General features: G+C 56.0%; 19 protein-coding genes. 17 read left to right on the top strand and 2 right to left on the bottom strand.

Annotated elements, in window-relative coordinates:
* The first annotated feature begins 94 nt into the window (after positions 1-94).
* The 17 genes from WHJ28_RS14635 (at position 95) to WHJ28_RS14555 (ending at position 19,082) form a co-directional block, all read left to right on the top strand.
* Positions 95-1,636 (top strand): ABC transporter ATP-binding protein, encoded by a 1,542-nt coding sequence (locus WHJ28_RS14635; protein ID WP_340042803.1) that lies wholly within the window; start codon positions 95-97, stop codon positions 1,634-1,636.
* Positions 1,633-2,925, top strand: coding sequence for an ABC transporter permease (locus tag WHJ28_RS14630; RefSeq protein WP_340042802.1), 1,293 nt, complete (start codon positions 1,633-1,635; stop codon positions 2,923-2,925). Before WHJ28_RS14635 ends, WHJ28_RS14630 begins: the two co-directional genes overlap by 4 nt.
* Positions 2,922-3,953 carry an ABC transporter permease gene (locus tag WHJ28_RS14625; RefSeq protein WP_340042800.1) on the top strand — a complete coding sequence of 344 codons (1,032 nt, stop codon included), beginning with the start codon at positions 2,922-2,924 and terminating at the stop codon, positions 3,951-3,953. The genes WHJ28_RS14630 and WHJ28_RS14625 overlap by 4 nt, the downstream gene beginning before the upstream one ends.
* Before the next feature lie 67 nt (positions 3,954-4,020).
* The gene (locus WHJ28_RS14620; protein WP_340042799.1) at positions 4,021-4,479 is read left to right on the top strand and encodes a helix-turn-helix domain-containing protein; all 459 of its coding nucleotides are present in this window, start codon (positions 4,021-4,023) and stop codon (positions 4,477-4,479) included.
* A gap of 81 nt (positions 4,480-4,560) precedes the next feature.
* A complete protein-coding gene (gene guaA / locus WHJ28_RS14615) occupies positions 4,561-5,850 on the top strand; it encodes a glutamine-hydrolyzing GMP synthase (RefSeq protein ID WP_340042798.1) in 1,290 nt (429 codons plus the stop codon).
* Positions 5,851-6,381: 531 nt separating this feature from the next.
* On the top strand, positions 6,382-6,954 hold the full coding sequence (locus WHJ28_RS14610; protein ID WP_340042797.1) for a YcxB family protein: 573 nt from the start codon (positions 6,382-6,384) through the stop codon (positions 6,952-6,954).
* Positions 6,955-7,001: 47 nt separating this feature from the next.
* Positions 7,002-8,432 carry a sigma-54 interaction domain-containing protein gene (locus WHJ28_RS14605; RefSeq protein WP_340042796.1) on the top strand — a complete coding sequence of 477 codons (1,431 nt, stop codon included), beginning with the start codon at positions 7,002-7,004 and terminating at the stop codon, positions 8,430-8,432.
* A gap of 275 nt (positions 8,433-8,707) precedes the next feature.
* Entirely contained in the window at positions 8,708-10,096 is a 1,389-nt protein-coding gene (locus WHJ28_RS14600) for a hypothetical protein (protein WP_340042795.1), read from the top strand.
* 66 nt (positions 10,097-10,162) lie between these two features.
* Positions 10,163-11,617: a 4-hydroxyphenylacetate 3-hydroxylase family protein gene (locus WHJ28_RS14595; protein WP_340042794.1), complete on the top strand. Its 1,455-nt coding sequence runs from the start codon at positions 10,163-10,165 to the stop codon at positions 11,615-11,617.
* Positions 11,618-11,728: 111 nt separating this feature from the next.
* A complete protein-coding gene (locus WHJ28_RS14590; protein ID WP_340042793.1) occupies positions 11,729-12,010 on the top strand; it encodes a NifU family protein in 282 nt (93 codons plus the stop codon).
* Positions 12,003-12,746, top strand: coding sequence for a 3-hydroxyacyl-ACP dehydratase FabZ family protein (locus WHJ28_RS14585; RefSeq protein WP_340042792.1), 744 nt, complete (start codon positions 12,003-12,005; stop codon positions 12,744-12,746). Before WHJ28_RS14590 ends, WHJ28_RS14585 begins: the two co-directional genes overlap by 8 nt.
* A gap of 94 nt (positions 12,747-12,840) precedes the next feature.
* A complete protein-coding gene (locus WHJ28_RS14580) occupies positions 12,841-14,136 on the top strand; it encodes an acetyl-CoA hydrolase/transferase family protein (RefSeq protein ID WP_340042791.1) in 1,296 nt (431 codons plus the stop codon).
* Positions 14,137-14,232: 96 nt separating this feature from the next.
* Positions 14,233-14,469, top strand: a complete 237-nt coding sequence (locus WHJ28_RS14575) for an acyl carrier protein (RefSeq protein ID WP_340042790.1) — start codon at positions 14,233-14,235, stop codon at positions 14,467-14,469.
* 4 nt (positions 14,470-14,473) lie between these two features.
* Complete coding sequence (locus WHJ28_RS14570) at positions 14,474-15,109, top strand: MBL fold metallo-hydrolase (protein ID WP_340042789.1); 636 nt, start codon at positions 14,474-14,476, stop codon at positions 15,107-15,109.
* A 1-nt stretch (position 15,110) separates the two neighbouring features.
* On the top strand, positions 15,111-16,184 hold the full coding sequence (locus WHJ28_RS14565; RefSeq protein WP_340042788.1) for a LuxE/PaaK family acyltransferase: 1,074 nt from the start codon (positions 15,111-15,113) through the stop codon (positions 16,182-16,184).
* Positions 16,174-17,373, top strand: coding sequence for an acyl-CoA reductase (locus WHJ28_RS14560; RefSeq protein WP_340042787.1), 1,200 nt, complete (start codon positions 16,174-16,176; stop codon positions 17,371-17,373). Before WHJ28_RS14565 ends, WHJ28_RS14560 begins: the two co-directional genes overlap by 11 nt.
* A gap of 263 nt (positions 17,374-17,636) precedes the next feature.
* Entirely contained in the window at positions 17,637-19,082 is a 1,446-nt protein-coding gene (locus WHJ28_RS14555) for an AMP-binding protein (protein WP_340042786.1), read from the top strand.
* Positions 19,083-19,621: 539 nt separating this feature from the next.
* On the opposite strand, the gene WHJ28_RS14550 is transcribed toward WHJ28_RS14555, so the two are convergent.
* On the bottom strand, positions 19,622-20,635 hold the full coding sequence (locus WHJ28_RS14550) for an S-layer homology domain-containing protein (RefSeq protein WP_340042785.1): 1,014 nt from the start codon (positions 20,633-20,635) through the stop codon (positions 19,622-19,624).
* Positions 20,636-20,821: 186 nt separating this feature from the next.
* On the bottom strand, positions 20,822-21,754 hold the full coding sequence (gene metA, locus WHJ28_RS14545; protein ID WP_340042784.1) for a homoserine O-acetyltransferase MetA: 933 nt from the start codon (positions 21,752-21,754) through the stop codon (positions 20,822-20,824).
* Positions 21,755-22,313 lie beyond the last annotated feature (559 nt).

The following is a 22,313-nucleotide window of genomic DNA, read 5'->3' as shown; positions in this document are numbered from 1 at the left end:
GGAATTTGGACAATAAAACAAATTTCTTGAGTTTCTCCTACCGATATTGTATAATAAAAACAACCAACTTACGGAGGAGGGCGGGATAAGGACTATGGAGACTGAGAACATCATTGAGATGCTCCACATTACCAAGGAGTTTCCAGGCATCATTGCCAATGACGACATTACCCTCCAGCTGCGCAGGGGGGAGATCCATGCGCTGCTGGGCGAAAACGGCGCGGGAAAATCTACCTTGATGAGTGTGCTCTTCGGCCTGTACCAGCCGGAGGCGGGCGAGATCCGCAAGAACGGGCAGAAAGTGAAGATCAATAACCCCAACGATGCAACGGCGCTGGGGATCGGTATGGTGCACCAGCACTTTAAGCTGATCGATGTATTTACAGTGCTGGATAATATCATTTTGGGTGCTGAGACCACCAAGATGGGATTTCTGCAGAAGAAAGAGGCCCGTAAAAAGGTGGAGGAGATCTCCAAAAAATATGGTCTGAGCGTGGATCTGGACGCCAAGGTGGAGGATATTACCGTCGGTATGCAGCAGCGGGTGGAGATCCTGAAAATGCTTTACCGGGACAATGAAATCCTCATTTTTGACGAGCCTACCGCCGTGCTCACCCCTCAGGAGATCGACGAGCTGATGGCCACTATGAAGGAGTTTGCCAAGGAAGGGAAGAGCATTCTCTTTATCTCCCACAAACTCAATGAGATCATGGCGGTGGCAGACCGGGTCACCGTACTGCGCAAGGGCAAATACGTGGGTACGGTGGACACCAAAGACACAGACAAGCAGGCCCTGTCCAACATGATGGTGGGTCGGCCGGTCCAGCTGCAAGTGGAGAAGACCACAGCCACGCCCGGCGATGTGGTGCTTTCCGTGGCGGGGATGACAGTACCTTCCCACAGCCATAAACGCAATGCGGTCAATGATGTGACCTTCCAGGTCCGCAAGGGCGAAATTGTGTGTATCGCGGGTATCGACGGCAATGGCCAGACCGAACTGGTTTACGGTCTGACCGGCCTGGAGAAATGCAGTGCCGGTTCCATCCAGCTGTGCGGCAAGGAGATCAGCCATTGTTCCATCCATCAGCGAGGGGAGAATATGAGCCATATCCCCGAGGACCGGCACAAGCACGGCCTGGTGCTGGACTTTACCCTGGAGCAGAACATGGTGCTTCAGCGGTTCCGGGAGCCTAGATTTCAGAACCTGGGCTTCATCAAGAAGGGTGAGGTGCGCAAATATGCCGACGCACTCATTGAACAGTATGACGTGCGTTCCGGCCAGGGCCCGGTGACCATTGCCCGTTCCATGTCCGGCGGCAACCAGCAGAAAGCCATCATTGCCCGGGAAGTGGACCGGGACAAACCCCTGCTGGTGGCAGTGCAGCCTACCCGCGGCCTGGATGTGGGCGCGATTGAGTATATCCATAAGCAGTTGGTGGCTGAACGTGATAAGGGCAGGGCCGTACTGCTGGTTTCCCTGGAGCTGGATGAGGTCATGAGCCTCAGCGACCGCATCCTGGTGATGTATGAGGGCGAGATCGTGGGCGAGCTTGACCCGAAGACCACCACCGTTCAGGAGCTGGGCCTCTATATGGCCGGCGCCAAGCGGACTGAAAAGGAGGGGGAGGGCGCGTGAAAGAGAAAGGTTCCACTCTGTTGCAAAAAGAGGGTACCAAATCGGTAATGGCTTCGCTGATCGCTATTTTGATCGGATTGGCGGTAGGCGCGGTAATCATCCTGATCGTAGGTATCTTCAATTCCAATTTGGGCCTGAAGGGCGCTGTAGAGGGTGTTCAGCTGATATTCGGCGGCCTGTTCAGCACTGGGCGCAATGCGGCGGGTACGCTTACCTTTGGCTTCAATTCCATTAACATGGGCAATATGCTCTTCCGGGCCACGCCTCTGATCCTCACCGGTCTCTCGGTGGCGGTGGCGTTCAAGACAGGACTGTTCAACATCGGAGCTCCCGGTCAGTACCTGATGGGCACGGCTGCCACTCTGATCCTGGCGCTGTCTATTCCCACCAGCGTGGTGCCCGCCCCTGTGGTGTGGATCATTGCCTTCGTGGGCGGCAGCCTGGCCGGCGCCATCTGGGGCTGTATCCCCGGCCTGGTCAAGGCATTTCTCAACATCAATGAGGTGTTGGCCTGTATCATGACCAACTGGATCGCGGCCAACCTGGTGACCTGGCTGTTTGATAAGGGGAGCCTGTTTGAGAACCTGCAGAATCATGTGGAGAATACCAAAACCGCCTATATCTATAAGACCAGCTTCAACGGCGTACAGACCGCCAAGCTGGGTCTGGATAAGATTTTCCCCGGCTCTCAGGTAAACGGCGGTATCATCGTGGCAATTATCATTGCCATTCTGGTCTTTATCCTTATGTCCAAAACTACCCTGGGCTACCAGCTGAAGGCCTGCGGCGCCAACCGCCATGCCGCCCGGTATGCGGGCATCGCGGATAAGCGCAACATTGTGCTGTCCATGGCCATCGCCGGCGCTCTGTCCGGCGCTGCAGCTGCCCTGTATTATCTGTCCGGCAACACCGAGTTCTATTGGACCTCGGCCTATCAGTCGCTGCCTGCCATCGGTTTCAACGGTATCCCTGTAGCCCTGTTGGCGGCCAGCCATCCCATCGGCGTGATCTTTGCCGGCTGCTTCATGTCCATGCTGGACATCGTGGGCCTGCAGCTGACCAACCTGACTGCTTACAACGAGTATATTACCGACGTAATCATTGCCATCATCGTCTACCTCAGCGCCTTCTCTCTGGTGATCCGGATGCTCATCAGCGGCCGCAAGAAGCGTAAGAATGCCAAGATGGAGACGGTGACTGCAACCACAGAGCCGCTTCCGGCAGATACGCCGCCGGATAGTACCCCACCGGGCAATGCAGCTGTGGAGGAAGGAGGCGGTAAAGCATGACATTCCTCATTCAGCAGACTTTGATCTATGCCGTACCGCTGATGATCGTGGCACTGGCCGGCGTGTTTGCCGAGCGCAGCGGTATCATCAACCTGGCTCTCGAAGGTATCATGATCTTTGGCGCCTTTGCGGGCGTGCTCTTTGTGAGGCTGATGCAGCAGGCGGGCTTCTATGTAGATGCCAAGGCTGCCGGTGATTGGGTGGCTCTCCAGGGCTTCATGATCCTGGCCATGGTGGTGGCCGCAGTGCTGGGCGCCATTTTCTCCCTGCTGCTCTCCTTCGCCTCGGTGAATCTGCGGGCGGACCAGACCATCGGCGGTACTGCCCTGAACCTGCTGGCTCCTGCTCTGGTGCTCTTTTTCATCCGTATCGTGGCCAACCAGAACACGCTGCAGATGGCGGAAGGCGACGCGGCCAGCTACTTCATGATCAAAAAGAGCTTCTTCGGCTATGGACGCACGGAAGAGATGGGTTTCTTTGGCTCCACCTTTATCGATAAGACCTACCTGGCTACCTATATCTGTATCATTCTGTTTGTGATCCTGTCCATCCTGCTCTATAAGACCCGCTTCGGCCTGCGTCTGCGTTCCTGCGGCGAAAATCCCCAGGCAGCCGATTCTCTGGGCATCAATGTGTATAAGATGCGCTATGCCGGTACCACCATTTCCGGTGCCTTGGCCGGTCTGGGTGGCTTTGTATACGCCCTCACCACCGCCAACTGCGCTTCCACCGGCGAGGTGGCAGGCTTTGGTTTCCTGGCCCTGGCGGTCATGATCTTTGGTAACTGGAAGCCTTTGAACATTGCCGGTGCGGCGCTGCTGTTTGGCTTGTTCAAGTGCATCGCCGCATCCTATACCAGCATTGATATCAATGGCGACGGCGTGTTCCTGCTGGCGACTATCGGTATCAGCCCCCATTTCTACCGGATGCTGCCCTACCTGATTACCTTGGTCGTACTGGCCTTCACTTCCAAGAAGTCCAGAGCGCCCAAGGCGGAGGGTATCCCCTACGATAAGGGACAGCGATAAATCACATACAAACGAAAGGGGCCGGGCGGCCCCTTTCGTTTTATCTATGAAAAAGGAGAGACGAACTATGGTTACCATGGCACAGCGGATTGAAGCTCTGCGCAATGAAAAGGGCCTGTCCCGTCCCGCTTTGGCAGCGGAGCTGGGTTTCCCCAAGAACGCCGTTGAAAAGTACGAGACCGGCCGGGCCACCCCTACCAAGGATCAACAGGAGAAGATGGCAGCCTATTTCGGCGTGTCGCTTTTTTATCTGAGGGGAGAGAGCGGGGACCGTACCCGCCAGGAGGACTGGATGAGTGGTGGTCTGACCGCGGCTGAGGAGGAGCAGGTATACCGTCCCGCGCCGGTCAAGCGGCCCAAGGCAGAACCGGTTTCCAGCGGCGGAGCCACCATGCTGGACGCCCTTTTCTCCAGCAAACAGGCCAGGGAGCAGTTCAAGGCCATGGTGCTGGAAGTCCTCCGGTCTCCGGAGGGACAGGAGGTCATTGCTCAGGCGGTGTGGAAAGAACTGGCCAAGCATCGTTGATAGGTTTCCATAGGCTAGAGAATGTGATATAATGTCAAAAAGCGCCGCCGCCGGCCGCGCATAGAGCAGGGAGGTACTGCAATGAAGCAGGACATGATTCTGATTCTGGACCTTGGCAGTAAGGAGAACGCCAAGATTGCCCGAGAGGTTCGGGCGCTGGGCGTTTACAGTGAAATTCATCCCCATGACATTACTTTGGCGGAGATACAAGAGCTGCCCAACGTAAAGGGTATTATTCTGAACGGCGGTCCCAACCGTGTGGTAGACGGTGTGGAGATCGATGTCTCCAAAGAGATCTATAACAGTGAATTGCCGGTTCTGATGGTCGACCACAAGGGGGACGCCCCCTGGCCTGAGGATGATGAGGCCCGGAAGCAGGCCCTGTCCAACTTCATCTTCGGCGTGTGCGGTGCCGAGGCCAACTGGAATATGGACAACTTTATTGCCGACCAGATTGAGCTGATTCGCCGTCAGGTGGGGGACAAAAAGGTTCTGCTGGCACTGTCCGGCGGTGTGGATTCCTCGGTGGTGGCGGCCCTGCTGATCAAAGCCATCGGCAAGCAGCTGGTGTGCGTCCACGTCAACCACGGTCTGCTTCGCAAAGGGGAGCCGGAGCAGGTGGTTCAGGTATTCCGCCATGAGATGGACGCCAACCTGATCTATGTGGATGCGGTGGATCGGTTCCTGGACAAACTGGCCGGTGTTGCTGATCCGGAGCAGAAGCGTAAGATCATCGGCGGTGAGTTCATCCGGGTCTTTGAGGAGGAAGCACGCAAGCTGGAGCGTATCTCCTTCCTGGGCCAGGGTACTATCTATCCTGACATTATCGAGTCAGGTACCAAGACGGTGAAGGCAGTCAAGAGCCACCACAACGTGGGCGGCCTGCCGGAGGTTCTGGATTTTGAGCTGGTGGAGCCGCTGAAGATGCTCTTCAAGGACGAGGTGCGCGCCTGCGGCAAGGCTCTGGGCTTACCTGACAACATGGTCTACCGTCAGCCCTTCCCCGGCCCCGGTCTGGGGGTACGCTGTCTGGGCGCTATTACCCGGGACCGTCTGGAGGCGGTCCGGGAGTCCGACGCCATTCTGCGGGAGGAATTTGCCAAGAACGGCCTGGAGGGCAAGGTGTGGCAGTATTTTACCGCCATTCCCGACATCAAAAGCGTGGGAGTCCGGGATGGTAACCGGGCCGATGAATGGCCGGTTATTATTCGGGCGGTCAACACGGTGGATGCCATGACTGCCACCGTGGAGGACGTACCGTTTGCGCTTCTGCAGCACATTACCCACCGCATTACCCATGAGGTGCCGGGTGTTAACCGGGTGCTCTACGATCTGACGCCGAAGCCCACGGGGACTATTGAGTGGGAGTGAAAAAAGCGCCGCAAACTCTTGCTGTACAAGAGTTTGCGGCATTTTTATGCCTGTTGGTACAGAGTGAGCTGCTTTTTTGATCCTCGGATTTCTGAAGGGGTTTAGAACTTTGAGGCATCCGGAATTGGATTCCGATATCCGGCAGCGTACTTTTAAGTGGTGTAAAAGAGTCATTTTCTAGTATTCCGACTCAAATTCCAGATAGTGGTCCATGCGCGGATTGAGGAACGGCGGTTCAGAAATTACATGATAGTAGCGGTATTGCTTCAAAGAAAGCAGAAAAAGATACTAGAACAGGAAAATAGCGGATTTGGTACCGTTTTACAGATTGGCGGGGCAAACGTATAAATATAAATTATGAAAATTTATACTTTCAGATTATTCCGCAAATATGATTTGGCTAAAAGTAAAGCCTAATCTCTTGAATCTCTATGGGCTCCATGATAAACTACACTAAACCTAAAACTGACAACACATCGATCCATAATAGTTATGCACCGGACTGCCAAATCAAAATAGGAGGAGCGTATCATGGAGGCACAAGAGACGTTTGTACTACAGAGCAGATATGATATAAATGCATATCAGGCAATGGCCCGGGGGACCTGGAAGCTCTTTCAGAAACATCGGATGGAAGTCATGGCATATCCCGCACTCTTTAGTATCGGGCTTCTGATCCTGGTTCTGCTCGTCTACAACTGGAGTGCCTGGCCAATAGCCCTGCGTGTGGGCGGCATTGTATTTGCTGTGTTGCAATTTGCGGTGATTCCGCTTGGCGCCATGCGTGCCCAGCGCAAGACCTGTCGAAAGGCGATCAAGGCTGCGAAGAGCCGAGGACAATATCCTTCCACGGTCACCTTTACCTTTCGTCGCGATGATATCCTTGCCACTGTGGGGGAGGAGTCTGCATCCGTCCGGTATGCTGATGTGACGCATCTGGCCGCATTGAAGCAGTGGCGGCTGCTGTACTTTACGCAAGGCGCATATATGATCCCGGTCTCGGCATTTTCTGACCCCCGGGAGCTGGACCGCTTTGACGGCTTTTTGACACAGAAATGCAATAAACCCATCTATATCCTGGAAGGTAAGATCCCTGCCGCGTAGGGTCCCCGTCTTATGCCAAACCAGTCTCTTTGATGGAGGGAGTACGGATGTCCATTCCTGAACCCACTTATCAGCCCAACGCAGGCAGCTCGCTGCTGAAGGGCAACACAGAAGAGATCAGCCAGCAGCTTTTTGAGATTCTGAACAGCGTACATGACGGGCTGTATATTACCGACGGAAATGCAAATACGATCCTAATCAATGACGCCTATGAGGAGATTTCCGGGCTTCATCGCAAAGAGGTCCTGGGTAAAAATATGCGTGAGATCGTATCCAGCGGGATGATCAACCGCTCAGGCTCTCTGGATGTGCTGGAGACAGGCAAATCCGTTACATTAAAGCAAAATTTCAAAACGGGAAAGAAAGCGCTGATTACCAGTTCGCCCCATTTCGATGCCCAGGGGCAGCTCACAATGATCGTCACCGTCGTCCGTGATATGACAGAGATCTATCGCCTGCAAAATATGTATACAGAAAGCCAGCAGCGCCATCGCCGTGAAATGGAATTCTTGCAGCGCAATCAGAAATTTGAACACCAGATCATTGCAGCTGACCCCAAAACCTTGGGTGTCCTCAGCCGGGCCAAAAAGGTGGCCGCATTGGATACCACTATCCTGCTGCTGGGAGAGACTGGAGTGGGTAAGGAGCAGTTTGCCCGCTATATCTATGAAAATTCCACCCGTGCAGATCAGAGTTTTATTGGCATCAACTGCGGTGCTATCCCTGCCACGCTGATCGAAAGTGAGCTGTTTGGCTATGAAAAAGGAGCCTTTACAGGGGCCAGCAAGGAGGGGAAACTGGGCGTTTTTGAAAGTGCCGACAAAGGTACCGTATTCCTGGATGAGGTGGGTGACCTTCCGCTCGAAATGCAGGTTCACCTGCTGCGCGTCCTGCAGGAGATGCAGATTCGCCGTGTAGGCGGTATCCGCGATATCCCGGTGGATACCCGCATTATTGCCGCCACCAACCGGAATTTACTGGAGATGGTGCAAAACAAGACTTTTCGGGAGGATCTATACTACCGACTGAATGTGGTCCCCATTGAGATACCGCCCCTGCGGGAGCGCAGAGGAGACATCAGACCGTTGGTGGAGTGTTTTCTGCGTGACATGAACAAAAAGTACCGCTATCAAAAGTTTTTTTCCGAGAAAGCACTGGACATTCTCTATGCCTATCATTGGCCTGGAAATGTGCGGGAACTTAAGAATGTGGTGGAGCAGGCAGTCATTCTCAGCACCGAAAATGAGATTTGCTCCAGCGATCTGCCTATGATCTGTCGACGTGCCAAGGATTCTGCGGGTCAGGCTCAGGAGGGGCCTGTCAGCTTGAAGCGGCTGGTTGCCGCCTATGAGTATGGATATATGAGCCGGGCCTATGAACGATACGGAAATGTGCGTGCCGCAGCGGCTAGCCTGGGTATGGATGCTGCAACATTTGTGCGCAAGCGACAGAAGTATCTGGCGTCGATGCAAAAATAAAACAGCTGTTGCGTTTTTGCATCGTATGCCGGAGTGGGGGCGGTGCCTGCGGTTTGGCGACTTTGACTGAATTTTAACAATCTAATCTTGTTTCAAAAATGAAACAATCGTGCTTTGAACTTTTTGAAGCAATTCCTCAAATTGCTGCAGCCGCAGCAGTTTGAGGAATTTTTTTAGACTTGGCATAATATATGCAGTTAATGAAAGCGTTGCAACGTGGTCGACCAAACAAGGAAATAACACTATGCCCCTGTTGGGAGAAAGAGGGAACGTAAATGGCAAATGAAAACTTTGTCAGCCGTTATCGTAAATACGGCGAAGAACAACCCTGCTGGAAAGCGGGGATCTTCAAAATCCGCCTGCCCTTCATCCACTATGCATGGTCCTTCCCTGAAATGATCCAGGCCATTTTCATGTGCGCCACCTGTCTGGGAGCTATTCCTGTACTGACCGATGTGCTGGGCGTCAGTTATGAAGTGGCGTTGTCCATGGTTATCATTAACGGCTTCTTCTATAATCTGCACATCCTGCTGGGCGATCCTGTGGTTCCCGGGTGGATCACTCCGGCAATTCCCATCATTACCGCATTCCTGAAAGGCTATGAAATAGGGCCTGGCCGTACGCAGGGCTTGATTGCTATGCAGATGATCCTGGGCCTGATCTTCCTGATCTTCGGCATCACCGGCATCGGAGGCAAAATGGTCCATATGGTGCCCAACTCCGTAAAGGCCGGCGTGCTTATGGGCGGCGGCGTTGCCGCGGTCATCGGCGAATTCGGCGCCACCGGCCGCTACAACAGTTTTCCCATCTCCATTACCGTAGGTATTGTCATTGCGTACTTCTGCCTGTTCAGCCCTGTTTGGGCCAATATGCGTAAAAAATACAAAGCCATCGATATGATCGGCAAGTTCGGCATGCTGCCGGCCATTCTGATCGGCGTTGTGATCGGTCCTCTGGTAGGCGAGATCGCGGTGCCCGAGATCACTTGGTGGCCTCTCATCAAGATTCCTGAGTTCGCTAACATCTGGAATCAGCTTTCTCCCTTTGCCATTGGCTGGCCCAGTGCCGCTACTTGGATCGCTGCCATTCCTGTGGCCATCGTGGTGTACATCATTGCCTTCGGCGACTTTGTTACTTCTGAGGAGCTGCTCCATTCCGCCGATGTGGCCCGCCCCGATGAAAAGCTGATCTTTGACGCCAACCGCTCCAACATCATCAGCGGTATCCGCAACGTGGCTATGGCCGTTTGCTGTCCCTACACCCAGACCTGCGGCCCACTGTGGGCTGCCGTGACTGCCGCTGTTTCCCAGCGCTATAAGGAAGGCCCCAAGGCCATGGAGTCCTTCTACAGCGGCGCTGGTACCTTCCGCTGGTGTACCTTTATCTGCGTGGCGCTGATGCCCATCTCCTCTCTGCTGCAGCCCGTGCTGCCCATTGCCCTTTCTCTGACTATGCTGGTGCAGGGCTTTATCTGCACCCAGTTGGCCATGAATATGTGCAAGAGCGATATCGAGCGGGGTGTATGCGGCGTTATGGGCGCTGTCCTGGCGGTTAAGGGTGCTGCCTGGGGCCTGGGCGTCGGCATCGTTCTGTTTATCATCCTCTTTGAGAGCAAGAAGCGTGTTTCTCAGGCTGCTGTAGGCGCTTCTCAGGACGCTGAGTAAAACTGGCGAGCATTCATCCGGTATTACATCATTATTTATTTTCAGTGAGAGAAAGGAAGTATCATTATGGCACTCATGACTGGTGAACAGTATATCGAAAGCATCCGCAAGATCCCTATGCAGATCTATATGTTCGGCAAGAAAGTGGAAAATCCTGTTGATAATCCTATTCTGCGTCCCTCCCTGAATTCCGTCCGTATGACTTACGACCTGGCCCAGATGCCGGAGTATCAGGACCTGATGACCGCCATCTCCCCCGAGACCGGTGAGCGCATCAACCGCTTCACCCACATCCACCGCTCCACTGAGGACCTGCGCAACAAGGTCAAGATGCAGCGCCTGCTGGGTCAGAAGACCGCCGCCTGCTTCCAGCGCTGCGTGGGCATGGACGCCTTTAACGCCGAGTACTCCACCACCTATGAGATCGACAAGCGCTATGGCACCCACTACCATGAGAACTTCAAGAAGTTCATGCTCTACTGCCAGGAGAACGACCTGACCGTGGACGGCGCCATGACCGATACCAAGGGTGACCGCTCCAAGGCTCCCCATGAGCAGGCTGATCCCGATCTGTTCCTGCGGGTGGTTGAACGTCGTCCCGACGGCGTGGTGGTGTGCGGCGCCAAGGCCCATCAGACTGGTATCATCAACTCCCATGAAGTCATCGTCATGCCCACCATCTCCATGGGCCCCGATGACAAAGATTACGCCATCTCCTTCGCTGTGCCCCTGGACACCGAGGGCCTGTACATGATCATCGGCCGCCAGAGCTGCGATACCCGCAAGCTGGAGGGCAGTGAGATGGACGTGGGCAATTCCGAGTTCGGCGGCGTGGAGGCCCTCACCGTCTTTGACCACGTCTTTGTCCCCAACGACCGCATCTTCCTCAACGGCGAGACTGAGTTTGCCGGTATGCTGGTGGAGCGCTTCGCCGGCTATCACCGCCAGAGCTACGGCGGCTGTAAGGTGGGCGTGGGCGACGTCCTCATCGGCGCCGCCGCTGTGGCCGCCGACTACAACGGCGCCGCCAAGGCCAGCCACGTGAAGGATAAGCTTATTGAGATGACCCACCTGAACGAGACTCTGTACTGCTGCGGCATCGCCTGTTCCGCCGAGGGTTACCCCACCGAGAGCGGCAACTACATGATCGACCTGTTGCTGGCCAACGTCTGTAAGCAGAACGTTACCCGTTTCCCCTATGAGATCGTCCGGCTGGCCGAGGACATCGCTGGCGGCCTGATGGTCACCGCCCCCTCCGAGTCTGACTTCCGTGATCCCAAGCTGGGTCCCGTCATCGACAAGTACCTGCGGGGCGTCAACGCGGTCTCCACCGAGAACCGTCTGCGCATCCTGCGCCTCATTGAAAACCTGTCTCTGGGCACCGCGGCCGTGGGCTACCGTACTGAGTCCATGCACGGCGCCGGTTCTCCCCAGGCGCAGCGCATCATGATCTCCCGTCAAGGCAACCTGGCCCATAAGAAGGCGCTGGCCAAGGCCATCGCCCACATCAAGGAGGACTGATCCTCCGCCCCTTCCGGCGGGATAAAGGAAGCTGAACGGGCACGCTGCGGAGGCTTCCTTCGCAGTGTGCCTTGTTTCTCCCCATAACAGCAGAAAAGGAGGCTTTTGCCTATGTATCCGGAGATCGAAGCGGTACTGGATGAACATGTAAGACCTTTGCTCCGCGCCCATGGCGGAGAGATGGAGGTACTGGAGGTAGAGGACGGCATTGTGCAGTTCAAATTGAAGGGACAATGCGCCGGTTGCCCGGCTGCCGATCTCACCACCGAGGAGCTGATCCAGTCTGCCCTTGTGGAACACCTGCCCGACATCAAGCGGGCGGTGCTTGTCCATGAGGTCAGCCCCGATCTGCTGGAACAGGCCAGGGCCATCCTGAGGAATCACCATGCCTGAGCGGATGGAAATCGGGGTGCGCTACTGCGGCGGATGCAACTCCCGGTACGACCGTGTGGCTGTGGTGAAGCGGCTGTCCGGCCTCCTGCCCAAGTGTGATTTTGTCATCGCCGAGGCGGGAAAGCCCTATACAGCGGTGTTGGTGGTGTGCGGCTGTCCCAGCCGCTGCGCAAATGTGGACGGACTGACTGTTCCCGCCGAACGGCTGCTCTATATGGGCGGCTGGGAGGATCTGTTGCCTACCCGGGATGCACTGAAAGCAGCCCTGGAGGGGCCGCGGGTCCAGACCCTGAGCCGGGACGGCGTCATGGCGCTGCTTCCTCACCGGCCGCCCATGCTGCTGGTGGACAGCGCCTCCCGTGTGGCGCCCGGCGTGGAAGCCGCCGCACAATTCACCGTAGACAGAGCACTGCCGTGCTTTGCCGGACACTTCCCCGGAGACCCGGTGCTTCCCGGTATTTATCTGCTGGAGTGTATGGCCCAGACCGCCGACCTGCTGCTGCTTTCTCTGCCCTGCTATGCCCGATATACCCCTCTTTTTATGGGGGTACGCAAGGCCCACTTCCGGGCCAAGGTACGCCCCGGCGATCAGCTGGATATCCACGCCTCCTTGCTGGAGGAGCGGAGAGAGCTGGGCTATGCCCTGTGCCGGGGGCAGATCCTCAGGGGTGAGACACTGGTGGCCGACGCGGAACTGCAGCTTTCCATGCAGCAGCCTTCTCAAAGCGATCCGTAAAAGAGAAGGGATACCGTGTCTTATGCAGTGAACGACCCTCTGTTCGAATACCGCTATTATAAGCCCTTCTGAAATGGGAACAGGAGTGAATGGTATGAACTGGAAAACCTATTATCAGGAACATCTTATGTCCGCTGAGGAGGCTGTCAAGCACATCCGTTCCGGCGATCGGGTGGTTGTGGCTCATGCCTGCGGCGAACCTTCTTACCTTTTGGATGCTATGGTAGCAAACGCCTCTGCCTATGAGAATGTAGAGATCGTCCACATGGTGGCCATGGGCAAGGGTGAGTATTGCAAACCTGAATACGCCAAGAACTTCCGCCACAATGCCTTCTTTGTGGGAGGCTCCACCCGGGCTGCGGTGGAAGAGGGCCGGGCGGACTTTACCCCCAGCTTCTTCTTTGAGATCCCCCGTCTGTTCAGCTCCACCATGCCGGTGGATGTTGCCATGGTCGCCGTGACCCCGCCGGATGAGAACGGTATGTGCTCCCTGGGTGTGTCGGTGGACTACACCCTGGAGGCCGTCAAGCAGGCCAAGGTGGTCATCGCCCAGGTCAATCCTCAGATGCCCTGGACCGGCCCCCACAGCCTGGTGTCCGTGGAGGATCTGGACTGCATCGTGGAGCATGAGGCTCCCATTATTGAGCTTGCCCCCCCGAAGATCGGCGATATTGAAAAGGCCATCGGTGAAAACTGCGCCTCTCTGATCCCCGACGGCGCTACCCTTCAGTTGGGCATCGGCGCCATCCCCGATGCCGTTCTCCTCTTCCTGAAGGAGAAAAAGGACCTGGGTATCCATTCTGAGATGTTCTCCGACGGCGTGGTGGAGCTGGCTGAAGCTGGTGTCATTACCAACGCAAGGAAGACACTGAACCCCGGTAAATTTGTGGTGGCCTTCCTGATGGGTACCAGACGCCTGTATGACTTTGTGGACCACAATCCCGACGTGGAGCTGCGGCCTGTGGACTATGTAAACAATCCCTTTGTCATCGCCCAGAATGACAACCTGATCTCCATCAACTCCTGCGTGCAGGTGGATCTGATGGGCCAGGTGGCCTCCGAGACCGTGGGTCCCAAGCAGATCTCCGGCGTGGGCGGCCAGGTGGACTTCGTCCGCGGCGCCTCCGCCAGTAAGGGCGGCGTGTCCATCATGGCCATGCCCTCCACCGTCAAGGGCAAGATCTCCAAGATCGTCCCCCTGCTGGATGAGGGAGCTGCCGTCACCACCAGCCGCAACGATGTGGATTATGTCGTCACCGAGTACGGTGTGGCTGCCCTGAAGGGTCAGACCCTCCGCCAGCGCGCCCGCAACCTCATCGAGATCGCCCACCCCGATTTCCGCGATGCACTGAAGGTCGAATACGAGAAGCGTTTCCACTCTCCCTACTAACTCCCCAAGAGGACTGTCCGGCGTGTCCCTGTTTGATGGCAGCGGATGCGCCGGACCTGTCCCATTTTTTGAAAACTTCCACAGGAGGAGATCTCTATGACAAATCTGGAACGGTACAACAAGCTCTTTCTCACCAGCTTTCCCATTGAGGAGGCAGACCTTCCCACATTAACCTATCGCGGCATCAAGCAGTGGGATTCGGTAGGTCATATGGATCTGATGAGCGCCATGGAGGAGACCTTCGACATTGGCCTGAGCACCATGGACGTACTGGATTTCTCCTCCTATGAAAAAGGAAAGGAAATCCTGGCCAAGTACGGGGTGGAGTTGTAAGGCCATGCAATGTCACCGGATATGCGACCCGCTGACCGAAAGCAACTGCTATCTGCTGCAGGAGGGGACCGAGTGCATTGTCATCGACCCCAACCAAACCGAAGTGGTGGGGCAGATGGAGCAGATGGGTGTGCAGCCCCGCTATATCCTGCTTACCCATGAGCACTGTGACCACATGGCCGGACTGGAGGCCATGCGGGAGCGGTGGCCCCAGGCACGTGTGGTATGTACCGAGGCCTGCAGCGCAGGCCTGCAAAGCACGCGGCTGAACATGACCAGCATGATGGAGGTCTATCTCACCTTCCAGGGGAAGCCGGGTATCAGCTATCCGCCCTTTGTCTGCCGCCCTGCCGACGAGACCGTTTCCCAGCCCTGCACCATCTACTGGAAGGGCCACCAGCTGCGCTGCATTCCGCTGCCCGGCCACACGCCCGGCAGTATGGGCATCTGGCTGGACAAGGGGCGTTTTTTCTCCGGGGACTACCTGATTCCGGAGCAACCGGTGATCCTTCGTCTGCCCGGCGGCAGTGAGGATGCCTATGAACAGCATACCAAACCGATACTCATAGGGTTGCCTGTGGGGGTGGAGATCTGCCCCGGACACGGGGAGCCCTATGTCCGTCAACGGAAAGAGGGGTAGTATGGATTTTGAAGCACTGTTGGCCCGGGATGCCTATGGTATGCCCCGGGAGGAAAAACGGGCTCTGTTTACCCGGCGGCTGGGGGAACTGACCGCCTTCCACGGGACCCACTGCCCCCCCTATGAGAAATGGCTTGCCGCTCTGGGCTGTGACCAGCATACCCTTCATACCCCGGAGGAGATCCCCATGCTGCCGGTATCTGTGTTCAAAGAGCTGCCCCTGCGCAGCATTCCGGAGGAGGCAGTCTTCAAAACCATCACCTCCTCGGGCACCACCGGGCAGCGGGTCTCCCGCATTGATCTGGATAAAGAAACCGCCGCCCGGCAGCAGAAGGTTTTGTCCCACATTGTGGCTCACTTCATCGGGCCGCGGCGCATCCCCCTTCTGGTCATCGACTCGCCGGAGGTACTGCGCAACCGGGCCATGTTTTCCGCCCGGGGCGCGGGGGTGCTGGGCTTTTCCATGTTTGGTTCCAAAATCGTCTATGCCCTGAATAAGGACATGGAGTTGGATGTGGAGGCCGTTCTGGACTTTCAGAACCGGTGGGGCCAAGGTCCGGTCCTGTTGTTTGGGTTTACCTTCATGATCTGGCAGCACTTCATCCAGGCTCTGGAGCAGAAAGGGATCCAGCTCTCCCTTCCTCAGGGCACCCTGATCCACGGCGGAGGGTGGAAAAAGCTGCTGCATCAGGCGGTGGATCGAGATACCTTCCAGGCCCGGGTAAAGGCCGCTGCCGGCGTCCAGAATGTGTGCGACTATTACGGCATGGCGGAACAGACCGGGTGTATCTACATGGAGTGCCCCATGGGACACCTCCATGCCAGCATCTGGTCGGATATCATAGTGCGGCGTCCCGGCGATTATGGGGTGTGTCCGCCCGGAGAGGAGGGTGTGCTGGAGGTGCTTTCCCTGCTGCCCGGTTCCTATCCCGGTCACGCGCTGCTCACGGAGGATATGGGTATCCTTCTGGGGGAGGACGACTGTCCCTGCGGCCGTCTGGGAAAGTACTTCCGCATTACCGGACGGGTCCCCAAGGCTGAAGTAAGGGGGTGCAGCGATACCTATGATGGATGATGTCACCTTGCTGGCAGGCGTGCCTTCTCCTGAGGATACGCCCTGGCCGCCCTTTGACCCCAGAGTACTGGACTTTTTGTCCCACCTGTCGGAGGAGCTGCTGCGGCAGCCTGAGACCCGCAGCGGGGAGGCCGCTGCCGGCTTTGCTTTCTGGTGCCGCCGCCGCCGGCTGGAGGGCCTTGCGCAGCGGTATGTATCTCCCTTGCACAGGCTGGGTCAGGGGCTGATCTTCCACCTGGCGCCCAGCAATGTACCCGCCATGTTTGCCTACACCCTGGCGCTGGGGCTGCTGGCCGGTAATGCCAATATTGTTCGCTTGTCCAGCCGTCGTGCGGGAGAGGAGGAAGCTCTGCTGGCGGTGCTGAATTCTGTGCTGGACAGGCCGGAGCATCTGGCGGTCAAGGGGCGTACCGCTTTGATCCGCTACGACAGAAATCCGGAGATCACCGCCCGTTTCTGTGCCCGGTGCGACGGCCGGGTGGTATGGGGCGGTGACGAGACCGTGGCCGCCGTGCGGGCCATGCCTATGCCGGCCCATGGGGTGGAGCTGTGTTTTCCCGATCGCTGGTCCCTTGCGCTGTTCAGCCGGGCTGCTCTGTCTGCCATGGGGCCCGCGCAGATGGCTGAACTGGCCCACCGTTTTTATAATGATACCTATCAGATGGATCAGAATGCCTGCTCCAGTCCTCAGCTGGTTCTGTGGCTGAACGACGGCGGATCGCCGGATTGTGTCCAACGCTGGTGGAATGCGGTTGCTGCTGAGGCAGCCCGGAACTACGCCTTCGGGCCATTCCAGGCAGCCTGCAAGCTGGAGCGGCTGTGCCTGACGGTTATGGACCTGCCCCTGGGCACGGTGGAGCGTGTGGAACGCTTTGACGGGAATCTGCTCTGCGTGGCGGATCTGGCCCAGCTGCCCCAACCGCTGGAGCAGCTGAAAGGCGGATTCGGCCTATTTTATCAGGGCGTTATCCAGTCCCTGGAAGAATTGCTGCCTCTGCTTACGCCGAAGGTACAGACCCTGGTGTGCGGCGGGGTGTCGCCCCAGGAGGTGTCCGCCTGGCTGATGAAACGCCGGGCCAAAGGGATTTACCGGGTGGTACTTCCTGGACAGGCTCTGGAGCTGGATACCCTGTGGGATGGCAAGGATGTCATCGGCTCCCTCTCCCGTATCATAATGTCTGCTGAATAAACCGAAAATCGGTTTATTCGCGCGGCGGTAGCCGCGCAATTCCATACAAACGGCTCAAAGAAGCCGTTTGTATGGAATTCAGCCATTGTTGCAATGCGTATTTTCGCTGGTGCACCTCAATGCACCAGCGAAAGGTGCAAGGGATTTGCATATTTTCGTCCAAAACCCTTGCACCTGAACAAAGCCAGATGCCCTTGAAAACCTTGGCTTTCAAGGCTTTTGGCTTTGTTCAGTACGCATTATCATAGGATAGGAGGATTTTTATGGAACTGTTTGCGCGCTGTGCCCGGGAGCCGGAGCGGCTTTTGGCCGTTACAGAGGCCGGCGCCCGCTACACCCTGGCGGACCTGAACAGAGCTGCGGAACGGCTGTCGGCCGCCATTGGAGGCCACCGGTTGGTATTTGTCCTCTGCCGGAACAGTCCGGGTGCCCTGCTGAGCTACCTGGGCTGCATGAAAGGCGGAGCGGTCCCCCTGCTGCTGGACGAAGCCATTCCTCCTGATTTGCTGACCCAGCTGGTGCAGCTGTATCAGCCGGCCTTCCTCTCCGTCCCCAACGATCTTCCGGACGCCACCCGACAGGTGCTGGAAGGCTTTGTTCCTGCTGTGGAGGTGGAGGACAGCATTCTGCTGCGCCGCCCCGGGGAGAACGGCCCTGTCCTGCACCCGGAACTGGCCCTGCTGCTCACCACATCAGGCAGCACGGGGAGCCCCAAACTGGTCCGGCTTTCTGATAAAAATCTGGATGTCAATACCCGCTCCATTGTGTCCTATCTGGGCCTGAATGAGGAGGAACGCCCGGTCACCAACCTGGCCATGAGCTATTCCTATGGTATGTCCATCATCAATACCCACCTGATGGCGGGCGCTCCTTTGGTGCTGACCCGCAGCAATCTGCTGCAGCGTGCCTTCTGGGATTTGGTGGCGCGGGAGAGGGTCACATCTCTGGCCGGCGTCCCCTATACCTATCAGATGTACCGCCGTGTGGGATTGATGGACATGGATCTGCCCCATCTGCGCACCATGACCCAGGCCGGAGGCAAGCTGCCTGAAGCCCTCCATCTGGAATTTGCGGATTGGGCCATCCGGACAGACCGACGCTTTTTTATAATGTACGGCCAGACGGAGGCCGCCCCCCGGATGGGCTATCTGCCTGCGGAACAGGCCGTGGCCAAGTGCGGCAGTATGGGGATTCCCGTGCCCGGCGGTACGTTCCAGCTGCTGCAGGAGGATGGCTCGGAAATTAGCCAGCCGCATATGGTGGGTGAGTTGATCTATCACGGACCCAACGTGTCCATGGGCTATGCCCAGCAGCCGGAGGATCTTGCGCTGGGTGACCAGTGGAAAGGCGTGCTTCGCACAGGAGACATGGCCAAACGGGATGAGGATGGATACTATTATATCGTCGGGCGCAAAAAGCGCTTTGTAAAGCTCTTTGGCAACCGGGTCAATCTGGATGAGGTGGAGCGTATGCTTCTTACCTGCTTTCCGGATACAGACTTGGCCTGCGTCGGCAAAGATGATCTGCTTACCGTCTTTTACTGCGCAAAAAATGAAGACTTGTCCACTCCCATTCGGGAGTTTCTGTGCAGCCGGTTGTCCTTTGCGCCACGGGCCTTTGATGTGCGTGCCATCGACGCCCTGCCCAAGGCGGAATCGGGAAAAACCCAATATGCGCATTTGACGGCGCTTTTAGACGGAGGTTGCTGATCCTACTATATAGTGCCATAATAATTTAGTAATGAATAATATCAAAACTTTGCGGGGCTTTGTCCATCGTTGGGAGAAACGCGATAGGCATAAAAGTGCCCTCTTTCTGTTGGTTCCACATATGGTTGGGATGGCTGTGAGGAGGGGGATTGGATACGCTATATTATCTGCCTCTTTGAAAAAGGCTTGAAAACTCTTTGTGACTGTGATATCATCCTTTCCAAGAATAATGGTTGCCCTTGAACAATCCCCACTCTAATACCAGATGGCACGTTCCGCTGGCAATTAGGTGGAGTTTGTAAAAAGGAGGTGTGACCAGTGGAGGAAGCCACCATTTGTTTGATTGCAGCGCTTACGATGCTTGCTATGGTATTTGCCGGCGCTGCCGTCATATTCTCAGCCTGGCTGATGCGCCAAATATCAAGATGGTGCAGTCGGTAGTACCGGGGCCGTTTGTCGGCCTGCATTTAAAATGGAATGTCTGATTTGGAACAAAGAAAGAGCACTCCTGTGCAGTTGGCACGGGAGTGCTCTTTCTTTCAGCTGAGGGTGATGTTGGTGATCCAGCCTTCGGAGAACACTCCAATCGTTCCGTTCTCCTTGATCGCAAGTCCAATGCCCTGCGAGTTACTGCAATCAAAGGTAAAGGTTTTAGTCTCTCCCGCCTTCACGACTACTGTCTCTTTCAGAACAGCAGGGTCGATGTATCCAGCAGCTGCATCCTTGACCCTATATTCGATGCAGGTGTCGGTACCGGCAGCCTTGAAGGTGAAGGAGAAGGTGGAGTAACCCTTGGAGGCGATGCCCATTCCGGCAGAGCCGTGAGAGACGAGATCAGGATTGGCGTGGAATCCGCCGGGGTATTCCTCCATGCCGTCCTTCGTAATAAGCTGGGTGATGCTGGTGATCTGCTTGGAGCCGGAGGGGGTGGGAGTGGGAGCGGCGCCTTCACACACCTCGAGCAGGCGGCTCATGACAACAGCTGCCTGCGCCCGGTCCATGTTGCCAGTGCCGTTGAAGGTGCCCTTGCTGTCGGTGCCGGACAGAGTTCCGAGGCTGTAGCAGACGGACACTGCCTTCTGGTACTCCTGGGGGATCTTGCTCCAGTCAGCGATCTTGGAGGTGTCCACATGAGAGGGCATTTGGACGCCCTTCTTGGACATGAGGTTGTACATGATCTGGGCCATGTCGTAGCGGGTGATAACATCGGTGACGGACTTCATAGAGAGGCCCTGGTCGATGCCGGCAGCAGCGGCCGCAGCAACAAACTGACTGTACCAGTACTCACCCTCACCAGACAGCTTGTCCGCGTAGAACTGCCGGGTAAGCATGGTGAAGAACTCCGCATAGGTGAGGGTGTTGCTGGGGGCGAAAACACCGTCGGCCACGCCGGTCATGATGCCCTTGTCAGCCATAGCGGTGATGGACTGCTTAGCCCAGTGGTTGGAGGGAACGTCCTTGAAGCTCAGGTCAACGGCAAATGCCGAAGTAGAGACCATGGTGACAGCCAGAGATATACTGAGAACTCCGGCGGCAAGTCTGGGCAATTTCATGAGGGATCAAATCCTTTCCTTATAATGGGCACCGTCCACAGGCCGGTCCGCCTTCGTCGGGGTGTTCTTTGCGGGATATGCGGCTGAGTTGATTATATACAGAACCGTTTCAGCGTGTCAACAGTTTGGGAAAAGCAGAGAAGTCCTCCGGTGGAGGAGGACTTCTCTGGGTTTGCGGCGCTGCGCTTATTCCGCAGTTTCGCCCTGTATCTTGGTAATATCATAAGGCGTGGTCTGATAGACGTAATAATTCAGCCAGTTGGTATAGAGAAGCTGGCCGGCGCTGCGCCAGCGTACCACCGGCACCTTATTGGGATCATCGCCGGGGAAGTAGTGGGCGGGAACGGCAATGTCCAGCCCTTTGTTCACATCCCGCCAGTATTCTTTGGACAGGGTGTCCGGGTCGTATTCCGGGTGCCCCATTACAAAGAACTGCCGGCTATCTTCGGTTTTGACGGCATACACGCCTGCCTCGGCGGAGACTGCGATCAGTTCCAGACCGTGAGTGCGGCGGATGTCCTCCTCCCATACTTCGGTATAGCGGGAATGAGGGGCGTAAAACACATCATCAAATCCCCGGAACAGAGGAGAACTGGGCTTGAGGACCCGGTGCTCAAAAACGCCGAACAGCTTCTGGGAAAGAGAACGCTTTTCGATTCCATGATGAAAATAGAGACCCGCCTGGGCGCCCCAACAGATATGCAGGGTAGAGTGGACGTGAGTCTTGCTCCATTCCATGATCTCACACAGCTCGGGCCAGTAGTCCACCTGATCGAACTCCAGGTTCTCCACGGGAGCGCCGGTGATGATCATACCGTCAAACTTGCGTTCTCTGATCTGATCAAAGGTGGTATAAAAGGAAGCCAGATGATCTTCATCAGTATGCTGGGAGTGGTAGCTGGCGGTCCGCAGCAGTTCTACTTCGATCTGCACTGGAGTATTGGACAGCTTGCGAAGAATCTGGGTCTCCGTCACGATCTTGGTGGGCATCAGATTCAGAATGACCACATTCAAAGGACGGATGTCCTGATGCAGTGCTCTGTGCTCAGTCATGACGAAGATATTCTCGCTCTCCAATACCGCGGTGGCGGGGAGTGAATCGGGTATTTTAATGGGCATGGGTATGGCCCCTTTCCATTGAATTTTGTAATAAGGATAGAGTAGCATAATTCCAACTCGGCCGCAACCAGAGAATGACAAAAGAAGAAAGGAAAAAGAAAATGAAGAAAAGTGAAAAAAGGTGTTGACAAAAGGGGGCGTGAGTGGTATTCTATCTGAGCGCCTTGCGAGAGGGCATGAAAATCTGACCAAAAGCGGAAGAAACCGAGGGGAACCCGGACGGCCTTCTGAAAAAGGATCAGAAAAAAGTGCTTGACAAACGCGAGTGTGCATGGTAAACTAAATGAGTTCGCGCCGGACGGAACGAACGAGCTTGAAAAAGAACCGAAACAAGCGGTTTGGGGCTAAAAAGCCCTGAAAAAACTTGAAAAAAGTTCTTGACAAGTGAAACTGAGTGTGCTAAAATAAATAGCACGTCAGCCTGAGTGGCTGGCAAGAGTGTGTACCTTGTAAATTAAACAACGTGAAAGAAACACGAAGCACCAGAAAGGACGAGAAGTCCTTCTGACAAGCGCAAGCTTGAAGAAGGCTCTTGATTTAATTTCTTTGAAGCTATGAA

The sequence above is a fragment of the Flavonifractor porci genome, from assembly GCF_037572415.1.
Lineage (GTDB): Bacteria > Bacillota > Clostridia > Oscillospirales > Oscillospiraceae > Flavonifractor > Flavonifractor porci.
Note: the sequence above shows the minus strand (reverse complement) of the source record. Positions and strands in the feature narration are given on the sequence as shown.

Coding starts and splice junctions, on each gene's coding strand:
- WHJ28_RS14635 (WP_340042803.1), top strand. CDS start 95: ATGGAGACTGAGAACATCATTGAGATGCTCCACATTACCAAGGAGTTT.
- WHJ28_RS14625 (WP_340042800.1), top strand. CDS start 2,922: ATGACATTCCTCATTCAGCAGACTTTGATCTATGCCGTACCGCTGATG.
- WHJ28_RS14620 (WP_340042799.1), top strand. CDS start 4,021: ATGGTTACCATGGCACAGCGGATTGAAGCTCTGCGCAATGAAAAGGGC.
- guaA (WP_340042798.1), top strand. CDS start 4,561: ATGAAGCAGGACATGATTCTGATTCTGGACCTTGGCAGTAAGGAGAAC.
- WHJ28_RS14610 (WP_340042797.1), top strand. CDS start 6,382: ATGGAGGCACAAGAGACGTTTGTACTACAGAGCAGATATGATATAAAT.
- WHJ28_RS14605 (WP_340042796.1), top strand. CDS start 7,002: ATGTCCATTCCTGAACCCACTTATCAGCCCAACGCAGGCAGCTCGCTG.
- WHJ28_RS14600 (WP_340042795.1), top strand. CDS start 8,708: ATGGCAAATGAAAACTTTGTCAGCCGTTATCGTAAATACGGCGAAGAA.
- WHJ28_RS14595 (WP_340042794.1), top strand. CDS start 10,163: ATGGCACTCATGACTGGTGAACAGTATATCGAAAGCATCCGCAAGATC.
- WHJ28_RS14590 (WP_340042793.1), top strand. CDS start 11,729: ATGTATCCGGAGATCGAAGCGGTACTGGATGAACATGTAAGACCTTTG.
- WHJ28_RS14585 (WP_340042792.1), top strand. CDS start 12,003: ATGCCTGAGCGGATGGAAATCGGGGTGCGCTACTGCGGCGGATGCAAC.
- WHJ28_RS14580 (WP_340042791.1), top strand. CDS start 12,841: ATGAACTGGAAAACCTATTATCAGGAACATCTTATGTCCGCTGAGGAG.
- WHJ28_RS14575 (WP_340042790.1), top strand. CDS start 14,233: ATGACAAATCTGGAACGGTACAACAAGCTCTTTCTCACCAGCTTTCCC.
- WHJ28_RS14570 (WP_340042789.1), top strand. CDS start 14,474: ATGCAATGTCACCGGATATGCGACCCGCTGACCGAAAGCAACTGCTAT.
- WHJ28_RS14565 (WP_340042788.1), top strand. CDS start 15,111: ATGGATTTTGAAGCACTGTTGGCCCGGGATGCCTATGGTATGCCCCGG.
- WHJ28_RS14560 (WP_340042787.1), top strand. CDS start 16,174: ATGATGGATGATGTCACCTTGCTGGCAGGCGTGCCTTCTCCTGAGGAT.
- WHJ28_RS14555 (WP_340042786.1), top strand. CDS start 17,637: ATGGAACTGTTTGCGCGCTGTGCCCGGGAGCCGGAGCGGCTTTTGGCC.
- WHJ28_RS14550 (WP_340042785.1), bottom strand. CDS start 20,635: ATGAAATTGCCCAGACTTGCCGCCGGAGTTCTCAGTATATCTCTGGCT.
- metA (WP_340042784.1), bottom strand. CDS start 21,754: ATGCCCATTAAAATACCCGATTCACTCCCCGCCACCGCGGTATTGGAG.